This window comes from Enterococcus sp. AZ149 (genome assembly GCF_051714285.1).
Taxonomy (GTDB): domain Bacteria; phylum Bacillota; class Bacilli; order Lactobacillales; family Enterococcaceae; genus Enterococcus_D; species Enterococcus_D entomosocium.
The window spans coordinates 78,016-92,731 of sequence record NZ_JBIORO010000001.1; the positions used below are offsets into that span (position 1 = coordinate 78,016).

The 14,716-nt window shown below is 46.0% G+C and carries 11 protein-coding genes; 9 read left to right on the forward strand and 2 right to left on the reverse strand.

The genetic code is table 11. From position 1 onward, the window contains the following. Window positions 1-96: 96 nt before the first annotated feature. Genes IGI94_RS00360 through cydC form a run of 4 tightly spaced genes read left to right on the forward strand, consistent with a single transcriptional unit; the run spans window position 97 to window position 6,014 of the window. Window positions 97-1,527, forward strand: a complete 1,431-nt coding sequence (locus IGI94_RS00360; protein WP_438899295.1) for a cytochrome ubiquinol oxidase subunit I — start codon at window positions 97-99, stop codon at window positions 1,525-1,527. Continuing rightward, the gene (gene cydB, locus IGI94_RS00365; protein WP_005232836.1) at window positions 1,524-2,543 is read left to right on the forward strand and encodes a cytochrome d ubiquinol oxidase subunit II; all 1,020 of its coding nucleotides are present in this window, start codon (window positions 1,524-1,526) and stop codon (window positions 2,541-2,543) included. The genes IGI94_RS00360 and cydB overlap by 4 nt, the downstream gene beginning before the upstream one ends. Then, entirely contained in the window at window positions 2,540-4,261 is a 1,722-nt protein-coding gene (gene cydD, locus IGI94_RS00370; RefSeq protein WP_151196248.1) for a thiol reductant ABC exporter subunit CydD, read from the forward strand. Before cydB ends, cydD begins: the two co-directional genes overlap by 4 nt. Then, window positions 4,254-6,014 carry a thiol reductant ABC exporter subunit CydC gene (cydC, locus tag IGI94_RS00375; protein ID WP_005232834.1) on the forward strand — a complete coding sequence of 587 codons (1,761 nt, stop codon included), beginning with the start codon at window positions 4,254-4,256 and terminating at the stop codon, window positions 6,012-6,014. Before cydD ends, cydC begins: the two co-directional genes overlap by 8 nt. A 54-nt stretch (window positions 6,015-6,068) precedes the next feature. Here cydC and IGI94_RS00380 read toward each other — a convergent pair whose 3' ends face one another. Continuing rightward, window positions 6,069-7,049 (reverse strand): polyprenyl synthetase family protein, encoded by a 981-nt coding sequence (locus IGI94_RS00380; RefSeq protein WP_005226544.1) that lies wholly within the window; start codon window positions 7,047-7,049, stop codon window positions 6,069-6,071. 93 nt (window positions 7,050-7,142) lie between these two features. Between IGI94_RS00380 and IGI94_RS00385 the strand changes: the two genes are divergently transcribed. The 3 genes from IGI94_RS00385 (at window position 7,143) to IGI94_RS00395 (ending at window position 10,364) form a co-directional block, all read left to right on the forward strand. Next, window positions 7,143-8,045: a prenyltransferase gene (locus tag IGI94_RS00385; protein ID WP_438899296.1), complete on the forward strand. Its 903-nt coding sequence runs from the start codon at window positions 7,143-7,145 to the stop codon at window positions 8,043-8,045. A gap of 31 nt (window positions 8,046-8,076) precedes the next feature. Then, window positions 8,077-9,285 (forward strand): NAD(P)/FAD-dependent oxidoreductase, encoded by a 1,209-nt coding sequence (locus IGI94_RS00390; RefSeq protein WP_005232831.1) that lies wholly within the window; start codon window positions 8,077-8,079, stop codon window positions 9,283-9,285. Window positions 9,286-9,422: 137 nt separating this feature from the next. Next, window positions 9,423-10,364, forward strand: coding sequence for an FAD:protein FMN transferase (locus tag IGI94_RS00395; protein ID WP_086294334.1), 942 nt, complete (start codon window positions 9,423-9,425; stop codon window positions 10,362-10,364). A gap of 66 nt (window positions 10,365-10,430) precedes the next feature. Here the strand turns inward: IGI94_RS00395 and IGI94_RS00400 are convergent, their stop codons facing one another. Further along, complete coding sequence (locus IGI94_RS00400; protein WP_086294335.1) at window positions 10,431-11,345, reverse strand: LysR family transcriptional regulator; 915 nt, start codon at window positions 11,343-11,345, stop codon at window positions 10,431-10,433. A gap of 263 nt (window positions 11,346-11,608) precedes the next feature. Between IGI94_RS00400 and IGI94_RS00405 the strand changes: the two genes are divergently transcribed. Together IGI94_RS00405 and IGI94_RS00410 are read left to right on the forward strand one after the other, a co-directional pair. Next, complete coding sequence (locus IGI94_RS00405; protein ID WP_008376652.1) at window positions 11,609-12,214, forward strand: NADPH-dependent FMN reductase; 606 nt, start codon at window positions 11,609-11,611, stop codon at window positions 12,212-12,214. Window positions 12,215-12,232: 18 nt separating this feature from the next. After that, entirely contained in the window at window positions 12,233-14,659 is a 2,427-nt protein-coding gene (locus tag IGI94_RS00410; protein ID WP_438899297.1) for a flavocytochrome c, read from the forward strand. Window positions 14,660-14,716: the final 57 nt, after the last annotated feature.

Genomic DNA, 14,716 nt, shown 5'->3' on the forward strand with positions numbered 1-14,716 from the left:
TTCTTTTTTACTGATTAGAGGAGTATATTCGAAGTTGGAATTTTTCTTTATTTAGAATTATTTTAATGTACTTTTTATGAAATAGGAGGATGTAGGATGGATATTGTGACACTAGCGCGAATCCAGTTTGCGATGACGACGATTTTTCACTTTTTCTTTGTACCGTTTTCGATCGGAACTGGTGTCGTCGTTGCAATTATGGAGACACTTTATGTGATCAAAAAAGATGAAAAATATCGCCGGATGACGAAGTTTTGGGGGAATATTTTTCTATTGAGTTTTGCTGTCGGGGTCGTGACAGGGATCATTCAAGAATTTCAATTTGGGATGAACTGGTCAGACTATTCTCGTTTTGTCGGGGATATTTTTGGTGCGCCCTTGGCTTTAGAAGCTTTGTTGGCGTTCTTCTTAGAATCGACGTTCTTAGGACTGTGGATCTTTACATGGGATCGGGTCAGTCCCAAGCTGCACGCCACCTTTTTCTGGTTGGTGACGCTAGGTTCGATGCTATCGGCGTTTTGGATCTTAGCTGCCAATAGTTTTATGCAGCATCCAGTGGGGTATACCTTGAACAATGGCCGGGCAGAAATGACTGACTTCGGTGCATTATTGGCAAATCCACAGGTGTGGTATGAGTTTTTACACGTGATCACCGCTGCCATCACGATGGGTGGGATCATTGTTGCTGGTTTATCTGCCTTTCGTCTATTGAAGAAAGACAAAGACATTGAACGTGATTTCTTCAAAAAATCAATGCGGATCGGTTTTGCGGTGGCATTGTTCGGTTCATTCACTGTCTTGCTAGCTGGGGATGAACAAATGAAATACTTGGTTGAAGAACAACCAATGAAATTTGCCGCAATGGAAGGGGCGTATGAAGATACTGGGAGTCCTGCGGCTTGGACCGTCGTTGCTTGGGCGAATGAAGCAGAACATCACCAAGTCTTCGGTATTTCGATTCCCTATATGTTGAGTATCTTAGCCTTCAATGAACCCTTCGGCTCCATCGACGGGATGGATACGGTCAATCAGCAATTGATTGAAACCTACGGCGACCGTAATTACTACCCGCCGGTCAACACACTCTTTTGGAGCTTCCGGATCATGGCTGGTTTTGGTGCCTTGATGCTGTTGGTTTCTGGTCTGGGGTTGTACTTTACGCGTAAGAAGAAACCGTGGCTCTTTGAAAAACGCTGGCTGCTTTGGGTAGTGGCGATCACTTTGTTCACCCCATTTATTGCCAATACAGCTGGTTGGCTGATCACGGAGTTAGGACGTTACCCATGGACGGTTTACGGCTTGTTTACGATCGAAGATAGTGTGTCACCAAACGTTTCCGTGACCTCACTCTTGATCTCAAACATCGTTTACTTCCTCTTATTCTCTGGCTTGGGCGGAACGATGGTCTATCTGGTGAAACGGGAAATGGATCATGGACCTGAAAAAGAAGCCTTCGGCGAAATCAGCCAAGGAGACAACCAAGAAGGGTACAAAGACCCATTTGATAAGGAGGCGTTTGAAGGATGACCGGTCTGCAATTACTATGGTTCACGTTGATTGGGCTTTTATTTTCTGGCTTCTTCTTCTTAGAAGGGTTTGACTTTGGTGTGGGGATGTCTGTGCAGACATTGGCCCACAATGAAGAGGAAAAAGACCAGATCGTTAAAACGATCGGGCCTGTCTGGGATGGCAATGAAGTGTGGCTATTGACCGCTGGCGGAGCGATGTTCGCCTCGTTTCCATACTGGTATGCTTCTTTGTTCAGCGGTTTTTATTTGATTTTGTTATTGATCTTAGTCGGGTTGATCATTCGCGGTGTTTCCTTTGAGTTTCGAGCAAACTTCCCGAAAGAACACAAAAACATTTGGAACTGGACGTTGACGATCGGCAGTACGATCGTACCGTTTTTCTTCGGTCTGATGTTTGTCAGCATGATCCAAGGAATGCCTTTGGGTGAAGATGGCAACATGACGGCAACCTTTACGGATTACGTCAATCCCTTTTCAATCGTTGGCGGGATCGCGTTGACCTTGTTGTGCTACTTGCACGGATTAAACTATATCGCTTTGAAAACGGAAGGTCCGATTCGGGCACGGGCACGCAACTATGCAAGTATTTTTTATGGCATCCTATATGCAGGCTTAATCGTCTTTGCTGTGATGCTTTACTTCCAAACGGATTTCTTTGAGAATCATTTTGCGACAACGCTTGGTTTGTTGCTTGTGATCGTTGTACTGACACTGATTGCAAATATCGGCGTCTTTAAAGGCAAAGAAATGATGGCTTTCATTGCGAGCGGCTTGACGTTGATCGCTTTGGTGGCATTGATCTTCACAGGGTTATTCCCAAGAGTCTTGATCAGTTCGATCGATTCAAGCTATGACCTGTTGATCGCTGATGCGTCTTCAAGCCGCTACACATTGAAGATCATGAGTTATCTTTCACTGACGATCTTGCCTTTCGTCTTGGCCTATACGGCTTGGAGTTACTATATCTTCCGTAAGCGGATCAGTCATACGGAGGCGTTGGAGGGGTATAAATGATTGATAAACAAATCATGAAGCTCCCAGGAATGAAACAACTTTTAGGGCTGCTTGCGGGACTTTCGTTCCTGCAGGCGCTCTTCATTATTGGGCAGGCGTATGGATTGGCACGTGCCATCACTGGCTTATGGGAAGGACGACCATTAGAGGAACAGTGGGGCTGGATTCTGCTGTTCTTTTGTTCGTTTATCGCCCGGCAAGCCGTTATCTATTTCCGTTCCAAAAGACTCGATGATTACAGTTACCAGCAAGCCGCCGATTTGCGGGATCAATTGTTGGAGAAATTGTTTCGGGTCGGTCCTCAGATCGCACAACAACAAGGGACGGGAAATGTAACAACGATGGTCTTGGAAGGGATCAATCAAGTTGAAAACTACTTGAAATTGATTCTTGCCAAAATCATGAATATGTCGATCATTCCTTGGGTCATTTTGGCACTCGTTTTTTATCTGGATTGGGAATCCGGCTTGGTCTTGCTGTTGGTGTTCCCCTTGATCATCATTTTTATGATCATCTTGGGCTATGCCGCCCAAAGCAAAGCGGAAAAGCAATACCGTACCTTTCAACTACTGTCCAATCATTTCATCGATTCTTTGCGAGGGATCGACACGCTGAAATTGTTTGGGGTCAGTAAAAAATATGGCAAAAGTATCTTTGCTTCCAGCGAACGGTTTCGGAAAGCGACGATGGCTTCATTAAAAGTCGGTATTTTATCGACCTTCGCCTTAGACTTTTTCACGACCTTATCGATTGCCGTCGTGGCAGTCTTGCTAGGCTTGCGGCTGATCAATGAAGGGATCTTGCTGTTTCCGGCGTTAACTATCTTGATTTTAGCACCAGAATATTTCTTGCCAATCCGCGACTTTTCCAGTGATTATCATGCAACCTTAGACGGGAAAAATGCGATGACTGCGGTGACGGAGATCTTGCATCAGCCGGAAGCCCAAGTACCGGCAGTAAAGGTGCCTCGTTGGCAGGAAGACACCCAGTTAACGATTGATCAGCTGGCTTTTTCCTACGAGGAAAAAGCAGCTTTGAGGGATATCAACTTGAACGTGACTGGCTTCAAAAAGATTGGGATCATCGGTCTGAGCGGTTCTGGCAAGTCTACCTTGATCAATACTTTGAGTGGCTTTCTCGTGCCAGACAGTGGCGAGATCACTCTTGGGGGAGCCCAAACCACGGCCTTTCGCCAAGCAAGCTGGCAAGAACAGCTGATCTATATTCCGCAAAATCCTTATATCTATCGGTTGACCTTGCAGGAAAATGTCGCGTTTTATCAGCCGACAGCTACCAAAGAAGCCGTACTGAAGGCCATTGAAGTGGCAGGCTTGACTGAGCTTTTGGCAGAGCTGCCGCAAGGGTTGGATACGATGTTAGGAGAAGGGGAACGGCATCTAAGTGGTGGACAAGCCCAGCGGATCGCTTTAGCCCGTGCCTTTTTAGATCAGCAACGAAAGATTCTTTTGTTTGATGAACCAACGGCACATTTGGATATTGAAACTGAAGTTGCCTTAAAGGAACGGATGCTGCCGCTGATGGAAAACCGGTTAGTCTTTTTTGCAACCCATCGCTTGCACTGGATGGAAGAAATGGATGAAATCATCGTGATGGATCAAGGAAGAATCGTGGAACAAGGCACCTTGACTCAACTGCAGCAAAAGCAAGGTGCTTTTACAGAACTAGTCAATGGAATGAGGAGGGAACAGCTTGAATAAAATCGGCTTATTGCGCTCATTGAAAACCGATACCTGGGTCAAGCCTTTCTTGTCAAAATACAAAAACGTTTTGGCGTTGGCCTTATTCCTAGGCTTCTTGACCTTTTTCTGTGGCGGTGCACTGATGTTTAATTCGGGGTACCTGATCAGCCGCTCGGCATCGATCCCAGAAAACATTCTATTGGTTTACATCCCCATCGTACTGACCCGAGCGTTTGGGATCGGCCGTCCAGTCTTTCGCTATTTGGAACGGTTGACCAGTCATAGCTGGGTCTTGCGCATGACCTCTAATTTACGTTTGAAATTGTACAACGTAGTAGAAAAAGATGCGATCTTCTTTAAGCAAGCGCATCGCACGGGGGATATCTTGGGCTTATTGGCAGAAGATATCAACCATATTCAAAACCTGTATTTGCGGACGATCTTTCCTACCGTGATCGCTTGGATCTTGTATGCGTTCTTGATCATTGGACTCGGCTATTTTTCTTGGTGGTTTGCTTTGGTGATGCTGCTGCTATTAGGAACCATCGTCTTTGTCTTGCCACTTTGGTCGGTGATCATCAACGGCGCGCGGCAAGAAAAGCAAAAACATATGAAAAACAACTTGTATACGACACTGACGGATAATGTATTAGGGGTTTCTGATTGGGTCTTCTCTCAAAGAGGGAGCGAGTACGTGGCTGCCCATAAGGAACTGGAAACGCAGTTGCGGGCGGTGGATGAACAGATGCTGTCCTTTGATCGCCGGCGTGATTTTCTTTTACAAAGCATCTTTGGGGTGATCGCTGTCGCATTGCTGCTTTGGACCAGCATTCGCTTTCCAGGTAACCACGGAGGAGCAGCCAACTGGATCGCTGCCTTTGTCCTGTGTGTCTTTCCTTTAGTTGATGCATTTGCGCCATTACCGTCAGCTGCTCAAGAAACCAATCGGTACAAAGACTCCATCGATCGCTTCAATGCATTGCCAGAAGAAAATCGCCAAGAGGTCTCCATGGAGCAACCGTTAGTACCTGAAGTGACGGGCCTCGTGTCGATCACAGTCAAGGACTTGCATTTTCAGTATCCTGAAGGCAAAGAAGTGCTTCATGGGCTGGATCTAACGATTCCTGCACATCAAAAACTAGCGATCCTTGGCCGCAGCGGTTCTGGGAAAAGTACATTTGCCTCCTTGTTGCGAGGCGATCTGCAACCGACGCAAGGGGCGATCACCTTAAATGACGTGCCAGTGACGGCATTGAGTGAGTCAATCAGTGACTTGATCGGTGTCATCAATCAAAGTCCCTATCTTTTCCATACGACCGTCTTGAATAATATTCGGCTAGGCAATGAGTCGGCTTCGGAAGAAGAAGTCTGGCGCGTACTGGAGCAAGTCGGGTTGAAAGAAATGGTGGCAGCTTTGCCTAATGGTTTGGCGACGATGGTGGATGAAGCCGGCTTGCGTTTTTCTGGTGGAGAACGGCATCGTTTGGCATTGGCGCGAATCTTGCTAAAAGACACCCCAATCATCTTATTGGATGAGCCAACCGTCGGCTTAGACCCAATCACGGAGCAAGGCGTACTTGAAACCTTTTTCCAAGTGCTGGAGAACAAAACGATCATTTGGATCACCCACCACTTGCAAGGAATTTCGATGATGGATCGTGTGCTTTTTATTGAAGATGGTCAGTTGACCATGAGCGGAACACCTGCCGAATTGGCCGCAGAAAATAAACATTTTCAACACTTATTGGCCATTGACCAAGGACGACGATAAAAAAGAGCGTCCATCAATCAGTGATGGACGCTTTTCTTCTCATTGCTCTATGGCTCAGTAATTGCGCTGCAAGAGCAGTTCAGTTAATGAACGAATTTTGGCTTTGCTAGGTGCTTCTGGCAGCAGATCGATGTCGTCTAAGGCTTTTTGCGTGTAGGTGACCGCGAAAGCGCGCGCTTTTTCGACACCGCCGTAACGGACGACAAGATCCGCAACTTCTTGGGCTTCTGCCAAGGAGAGTGCTGCTTTTTTATTCAAATAAGGAGCGAATGCTGCAGGTGCCTGTTCTTTGGCAAATAGCAGCGGCAAGGTATAGACCCCTTGCGCCAAATCTTCTAGAATCGGTTTTTTCAAGGTGCCGCTATCAGAGGTGTAGTCGAGAATATCGTCGAATACTTGAAAGGCGATCCCGATGTTGCGCCCGATCTCACCAGCTCGTTCTTGGTTTTCTGTGTCGAGGCCGCCAAAATGAGCGCCTTCGAGACAAGCGAGCCAAAACAGTTCAGCGGTTTTGCCGTTGATGCTTTGCAGATAGTCGTCAATCGATTCATGGATGTTGTAGCGAGTGTGCATTTGATCAAGTTCGCCTAAAAGGAGTCGTTTCATGGCTTGTGCGTTGGTTTTTAAAAACGGGGAGCCATTCATACTTTCGATCAAAAGCTCAAAAAATTGGGTGAACAGAAGATCACCCGTGTAGACCGCGATATCCTTGCCATATTTGGCTTGAACAGTGACTTGACTGCGCCGCAGCGGCGAATCGTCAATAATGTCGTCATGGATCAAAGTGGCCATGTGTAAAATTTCTAGAGAAGCAGCAATTTTTGTTAATTGGTCGGTTTTTTTATAATGGGGATCGCCTAAGTCAGCAAACAAAAAAAAGAGCGCTGGCCGCAGCATTTTTCCACCTGAATAAGTAAAGTCGATCAAAACATCTTGTATCTCTTTGTTACGAACAGTAACGTGTTCTTCAATGATGGAACATACGGTTTTCAATCGTTGTTCGATCGTCGGATAATCGATCCAAAAGTCAAACATAGTATAACCCTTTCTAACAGTCATTCAGCCCTTATTCTAGCGTAAAGGGGCGTGATTGACTAGTTTAATGCACTCACTAAAGGAGGTGAAGTTGTGACGCTACCTGTATTTTTAGAACTTGTCGAATTTAAAGCAAAAACCGCCAGTATTTTGCCATTTTTTATTGGTGTCTGCTACAGCTGGTACAATTATCAAACGATTCATCTTGGCTATGTCTTGTTGTATTTCATTGCCATGCTGATCTTCAATATGGCGGTGGATATTTTAGATAACTACAACGATTACCATCATGCCACAGAAGGGCATGATTACAAAGAAAAAACCAATATCATTGGTCGGGAACAATTGTCTGTCAAATTGGTTTTTTGGTTGATGGTCTCCATGATCATCCTTTCCGCTGCCATGGGGATCGCCTTGGCAATGGTGGTTGGCTGGCCGCTCTTTTGGATGGGGCTGTATTGTTACCTAGTCGGGATCTTTTATTCCTCTGGTCCACGGCCGCTTTCTAGTTTGCCTTTAGGCGAGTTCTTTTCCGGCTTTACGATGGGCTTTATGATCTCATTGATCTGTGTCTATCTTAATGCCTATCAAACCTTTGAATGGAACATTGCCACGATTGGCAGTATTTTCTTGATCTCATTACCCAACACATTATGGATCGCCAACTTGATGCTGGCAAACAACATTTGTGATCTGGAAGAGGATGAAAAAAATGAGCGCTATACGCTGGTGCATTACCTTGGTAAAGCCCGTGCGTTGAAATTATTTATCGTGATGAACGTCTTGGCGTTTGTTGCGATCATTGCCTCAGTTGCTCTCAACATTGCGCCTTGGTCACTGGTTCTGACCTTTTTCGCGGTGCCCTTTGTCTGGCAACAGACAAAACGATTTATGCAAAAACAAATCAAAAGAGAGACCTTCATTTGTGCCGTTCGGATCCTTGCGGTCGGAGCATGCGTACAAGTGCTGTGTTTTGCGATTGGTTTGATTTTATAATTTTTACAGCAAAGAAAGGAAGTAAGGAAACATGAAGGAAGTTGTCATTTTAGGAGCAGGGTATGCTGGATTGCGAGCATTGCACGTACTGCAAGGAGCAAAAGAAGCGTTTCACATCACATTGATCGACAAAAACGATTATCATTATGAGGCAACCGATCTTCATGAAGTTGCGGCTGGTACGCAACCAAGAGACCGCATTTGCTATCCCATCAATGATGTCGTTCGTCCCCAAAAGACGAGCTTTGTTCAAAAGGAAGTTGCGTCGATCGATCGTAACCAGCAAGTGATCGTTTTTAAAGATCAATCCACGTGCACGTATGATTATTTGATCGTGGCGTTAGGCTTTGAATCAGAATCATTTGGGATCCCTGGTGTCGAGGAGCATGCGTTGGAAATGGTGGATGTCGACTCCGCAGAAAACATCTATCATCATTTGTTGAAACAAATGAAGGCATACAAAGAAACACAAAATCCTGACTACCTAAAAATCGTTGTCTGCGGTGCTGGTTTTACCGGAATCGAATTGCTAGGTTCATTGGTGGAAAACCGTAAAACCTTTGCGAAAGCAGCAGGCGTCAAGCCAGAAGACATCAAACTGTATTGTGTCGAAGCAGTGACTCGTTTATTACCGATGTTTGATGAAAAACTATCGGATTATGGGATCAAAAATCTCGTTAAATGGGGCGTGAACTTCCTGACTGGTAAACCCATCAAATCAATCAAACCGGGTGTCGTTGTCTATCAAGATGATGCCGATACAGGAGCAACAGCTGAATTATCAGCCAAAACCATCGTTTGGACCACAGGCGTCAGCGGCAGCCATGTGATGGCTGAATCAGACTTTTCTGCTCGTCGTGGTCGCGTGATGGTCAATCAAGACCTAACAGACCCTGATCATAGTAACGTCTATGTTGTCGGTGATGTTTCAGCAGTCATGGACCCAGCGACCAATCGCCCGTATCCAACAACGGCTCAAATCGCTTTGAAGATGGGGCAGCATGCGGGTAAAAATATCTTACGTCAAATGAACGGGGAAAAACCAACAGATTTCCACTTTGAATCATTAGGTTCAGTGGCGTCTATCGGCAATACCCATGCCTTTGGCTTAGTAGGGAAAATGGGCATCAAAGGCTATCCCGCTTCCGTGGTGAAAAAAGCCATTATGGACCGTTCCTTGTACCAAACCGGTGGGGTCAAAGAAGTATTGGCGAAAGGCCGCTTCGACTTTTATCATTGAGCAATAGAGACAGCAGACTGCGAGGGTGACCTCGCAGTTTTTTTTTCAAAAAAAGCAGTGGCGGCATCCCGCAGACTACTTTTTTCTCCCAGAAACTGCTATGATAGCCAAAAGAAGAGGACAAAGGAGCAAGGACAATGGCAGAAGGTCAACGAGTGTTACAGGGAATGGGAACGGTGATCACGATTTGGGTGCAGCATGAAACCCCAGAAGTGATCTTAGAGGAAGCAGCGAAAAGAGCCGTGGCCTTTGAACAGCGTTTTAGTGCCAATGACCCGACGTCTGAGTTGATGCAGATCAATCAGCAGGCAGGACAAGGAGCGATCGCCGCCACACCGGAATTGGTTGAATTGATCGCACTAGGGAAAACCCATAGCTTGCCAAAAGATAGCTACTTAAATATTGCCATCGGTCCTTTAGTGCAGGAATGGCGAATCGGGTTTCAAGATGCCCATCTACCAACGCCTGAGAAAATCGCTGAACTGCTGCCAAAGACTGATCCCGCCAAGATCGTTTTGGATGAAACGCTGCAGACCGTTGGGTTAGCTGCCGGCATGAAGCTTGATCTAGGGGCCGTTGCGAAAGGGTATTTTGCTGATTTGTTGATGGCGTATTTCAAGCAGGTCGGTGTCACAGCCGCTTTGATCGATCTTGGGGGCAATGTGGTGACTTACGGCGATGCCCCGAGCCATGCTGATGGCTATTGGCGGATCGGGATCCAAAATCCTTTCTTGCCAAGAGGGAATTTTGTCGCCGCGTTGAAGGTACACAATCAGTCAGTCGTTACATCAGGGATCTATGAACGAACCTATCAGGTAGCGGGCAAGACCTATCATCATATCTTTGATCGAGAAACGGGCTATCCGTTAGAGTCAGCCATTGCCAGTGTCACGATTCTATCCGACAAATCGGTTGATGGAGAGATTTGGACGACCCGCTTATTCGGCAAAGAGCCACAAGCCATCTTGCAGGAGCTGGCGCCGTTAGAAGGGATCACTGGATTAGTCATTACCAAACAAGGTGAATTGATCTATCCGCAAGAATTAGCACGTTTGATCGAAACGCCAACAGCAGAATGAAAGCAAGCAGCGATCACCTAGGAATATAGGTGATCGCTGCTTACTTTTTTTTGTAAAAAAGGAAAGTTAGACGTGGTGCAAAAAGGCCTCGATCAAGGCGGCTTCGCTGTTTGACAATGCCCGTTCGGCTTGATGGGCAATAAAATAGGTGAGGGACAAGAGTTCCTCTGGCATTGGATAAAGATTAAAAGGGGTCGCGGTCGCTGCTTGTAGCACGCTTTCTGGTACGATCGCAATCCCAAGGTTGTTTTCTGCCAATGCCGCTGCTGTATAAATATTGCTGCTTTCTATGAGAACCGTCGCCTCTACTTTGTATTTTTGCAGCAATTGATCGATTTGGCGGCGAATCGCCGAGCCGCTGGCGGTCAAAATCAATGGACTTTGCAGCAAGTCTTTGACGGCCAATGAATCAGGCGCTAAATACCGCTTCTCTGGTTGATACAGGGAAGAACAAGGCGGAATGATCGCTAGATACCGTTCTTGATTGGTACTGTGGACTGTTAGATTCGGTGCGATCGTCTCAGGATTTTGTCCGATAAAAAAGTCCAGCTGCCCATTCAGCAGGCGTTTTTCATTGTGCTTCGGCAGGTCTTCCCGTAAGAAAAAGTGCACGTTGGGATAGTGTTCATAATATGCAGGCAAAAAGAGTGGCAGCAGATAGGAACCAAGGCTGGGCAAGATGCCTAAGCGCAAAGAACGCTTCTCGGTCGCGGTATACCAAGACAGCCGACTTTTCAATTTGGCAGACTCTGTTTCCAAGGTTTCCAGATATTGATAATAGATTTTACCAGCTTCCGTCAGTTGAAAATGACCCGGCTGCCGATTGATGATGGGGGTCCCTAGCTCTTGTTCGGCACGTTTCACGGTTTGTGTCAAGTAAGGCTGTGAGATGTAGAGGTCTTTGGCGGCTTTGGTATAGTTGCTATGCTTTAACAAGGTATCGAGGTATTGCAGCATCAGATGGGAATCTTTAAGTGCCATTGCGTTGTCCTCCTAGTCATTTTTCTTATTATAACAAATTTGTTATCGATGGATAATTAAATAAATATTTCACAAATAAAGAATTCAGTCGTACACTTAATGGGTACTTGGGGAAGATTTTTTTGTTTAGGAAGAAGCCTTTCATCTCAGTAGGTCGTAAAAATCAACTTGAGAAACGATTGAAAAAAGAAATCAAAGCCAATGGTCAAAAACTTTTTATTTTTTGTTAAATGTTAAATTATTCACAATTAGGAGAGATGATAATGAAATTGATTGGAATCGTAGGAACCAACTCGACGCGTTCGACCAACCGTCGCTTACTGCAATTTATTCAAAGCCATTTTAGTGACCAAGCGGAGATCGAACTTTGCGAAATCAGTGATCTGCCGGCATTTAATGAACCAGAAGATCGGACGGCACCAGCGGCAGTCCAAGCCTTGTCAGAGAAGATCGAAGCAGCAGATGGGGTAATCATCAGTACACCAGAATACGACCACTCGATCCCAGCGGTGTTAAAAAGCATGATCGAATGGCTTTCTTATACGACGCGGCCTTTGATCGATAAACCAGTGATGATCACGGGTGCTTCTCTTGGTGCATTAGGTTCATCGAGAGCCCAAGCCCACTTGCGTCAGATCTTAGATGCGCCTGAAGTAAAAGCCCGAATCATGCCGAGTGCGGAATTTTTGTTAGGGCATTCCATGCAAGCCTTCGATGAACAAGGAAACTTGATCGATAACGAAAAAGTTGCCGAACTAGAAGACTGTTTCAATGAATTTGTCTTGTTCGTCGAAATCACGAACCGTCTGGTCAGTGAATATTCAACGGCTAAAGAACGAGCAAAGAAATTTTCGTGGGAACAAGCATAAGAAAGAGAGGAACTAGTCATGAAATTTGTCGGCCTAATCGGAACGAACGCCAAAAAATCGACCAATCGCCAATTAGTAGCGTTTATGCAGCGAGAATTTGCTGCCCTAGCAGAAATTGAACTGCTGGAAATCAAGGATGTTCCAATGTTCAATGAAACACAAGATCAAACCAATAGCGAAGTGATCCAACGGTTAAATAGCAAGATTTTAGCAGCCGATGGAGTGATTATCGCAACACCAGAGCATAACCATTCGATTCCTTCCGCATTGAAAAGCGTCTTGGAATGGCTCTCCTTCAATCTCCATCCTTTTGATGGCAAACCAGTGATGATCGTCGGCGCATCCTACGATGTGCAAGGCTCCTCCCGAGCACAGCTTCATTTGCGCCAAATCCTTGACGCTCCAGGTGTCAATGCGACAGTCATGCCAGGAAATGAGTTCTTGCTGGGGCGTGCGCATCAAGCCTTTGATGAACAAGGCAATTTAAAAGATCAACGAACGATCGACTTTTTGGAAAGCTGTTTCCGCAAGTTCGTTCGGTTTACGGAAGTCGCTAATTTGTTGAACGTACCAGAAGAAGTCGTTTATGAGCCTGGTGAATACACCGTCACAGCACCAGGACATAACGGGGATCTACCAATGGTCGTCAAATTGAGCGAAGAACGGATCGAAGCCATCGATATCGATACGTCTGGTGAATCAGAAGGGATCGCTGATGTCGTTTTCGCACGGATCCCTCAAGAGATTATTGAAGGGCAAACCTTAAATGTCGATGCGATCTCTGGTGCTTCGGTTACTAGTAACGGTGTCGTCGATGGGGTAGCAAAAGCCGTGAAAATGGCTGGTGCGAACCCAGATGTCTTGCGCAAACGTCCAAAAGCCGCCAGTGCTTTACAAACAGAAGATGAAACGTATACTACCGATGTCGTTGTCGTAGGTGGCGGCGGCGCAGGTCTGAGTGCAGCTGCCAGTGTGCTGCAAGCCAATAAAGACGTGATCTTAGTAGAAAAATTCCCAGCGATCGGCGGCAATACCGTACGTACTGGCGGACCGATGAATGCTGCGGATCCAAAATGGCAAAACGGCTTCTCCGCATTGCCTGGCGAACGCAGTGCTTTAGAAGAAGTGCTGACGATCGATGAACAAGACATCGATGCAGAATACTTGCCAGACTTCAAAGCTTTGAAGGCACAAATCACTGCGTATCTTTCAGAAACGACGCCAGAAAAAGAATACTTGTTTGATTCTGCTTTGTGGCATCGAATTCAAACTTATCTAGGCGGAAAACGCAAAGATTTGAATGGGCAACCGATCTATGGGAAGTACGAGCTAGTGAAAATCTTGACGGATCAAGCATTGGCCTCAGTGAAATGGTTAGAAGAAATCGGCGTAGAATTTGATATGAACAATGTCGATATGCCAGTAGGAGCGAAATGGCGCCGTGGGCATAAACCAGTCAAAAACGAAGGGTATGCCTTTGTATCGGCTTTGCATCAATTCGTGAAAGAACATGGCGGAACGATTTTAACCGATACGCCTGTCAAAGAATTATTGATCGAAGATGGTAAGGTTACTGGAATCATCGGGGAAGGCCGTAACGGTCAAAAAATCACAATCCATGCCAAAGCAGTGATTTTGGCTTCCGGCGGGTTCGGAGCGAACACCAAAATGTTGAAACAATACAATACCTATTGGACAGAGATCGAAGACGATATCAAAACGTCAAATTCACCAGCGATCACTGGTGACGGGATCAAACTAGGGGAAAGTGCTGGCGCGGACCTTGTTGGCATGGGCTTTTCACAAATGATGCCCGTATCTGATCCGAACACAGGGGCTTTATTCAGTGGGCTGCAAGTGCCGCCAGCTAACTTTGTGATGGTCAATCAAAAGGGTGAGCGCTTTGTCAATGAGTACGAAAGCCGCGATGTATTGACCCAAGCGGCGATCGATAATGGCGGATTGTTCTATTTGATCGCGGATGAAGAGATCAAGAAAACCGCTTATAACACGAGCCAAGAAAAAATCGATAAGCAAGTAGCTGCTGGTACGCTGTTCCGTAGTGAGACCTTGGCTGGCCTGGCAGAGCAGATCAATGTCGATCCAACCGTCTTAGAAGCGACCGTTGCGAAATACAACAGCTATGTGGATGCTGGGAAAGACCCAGAGTTTGGCAAAGATGTTTTCGACTTGAAAGTGGAAAAAGCGCCTTTCTATGCCACACCAAGAAAACCAGCGGTTCACCACACGATGGGAGGATTGAAGATCGATCCGCAAACCCATGTGTTGACGAAGGAAGATCAAATCATTGAAGGACTGTATGCAGCAGGAGAAGTTGCTGGGGGGATCCATGCCGGCAATCGCTTAGGCGGCAATTCGTTGACAGACATCTTCACTTTTGGCCGGATTGCTGGAAAGACAGCAGTCGCAGAACATCTCGAATAAAAAGCCTTGCGCGTTGTGACTCGTCACGCGCGCTAGCTTTTGAAAAAACATGTGAAT

Excerpts from the sequence above, each read along its gene's own strand:
- IGI94_RS00360 (WP_438899295.1), top strand. The coding sequence starts at position 97 with ATGGATATTGTGACACTAGCGCGAATCCAGTTTGCGATGACGACGATT.
- cydB (WP_005232836.1), top strand. The coding sequence starts at position 1,524 with ATGACCGGTCTGCAATTACTATGGTTCACGTTGATTGGGCTTTTATTT.
- cydD (WP_151196248.1), top strand. The coding sequence starts at position 2,540 with ATGATTGATAAACAAATCATGAAGCTCCCAGGAATGAAACAACTTTTA.
- IGI94_RS00380 (WP_005226544.1), bottom strand. The coding sequence starts at position 7,049 with ATGTTTGACTTTTGGATCGATTATCCGACGATCGAACAACGATTGAAA.
- IGI94_RS00390 (WP_005232831.1), top strand. The coding sequence starts at position 8,077 with ATGAAGGAAGTTGTCATTTTAGGAGCAGGGTATGCTGGATTGCGAGCA.
- IGI94_RS00395 (WP_086294334.1), top strand. The coding sequence starts at position 9,423 with ATGGCAGAAGGTCAACGAGTGTTACAGGGAATGGGAACGGTGATCACG.
- IGI94_RS00400 (WP_086294335.1), bottom strand. The coding sequence starts at position 11,345 with ATGGCACTTAAAGATTCCCATCTGATGCTGCAATACCTCGATACCTTG.
- IGI94_RS00405 (WP_008376652.1), top strand. The coding sequence starts at position 11,609 with ATGAAATTGATTGGAATCGTAGGAACCAACTCGACGCGTTCGACCAAC.
- IGI94_RS00410 (WP_438899297.1), top strand. The coding sequence starts at position 12,233 with ATGAAATTTGTCGGCCTAATCGGAACGAACGCCAAAAAATCGACCAAT.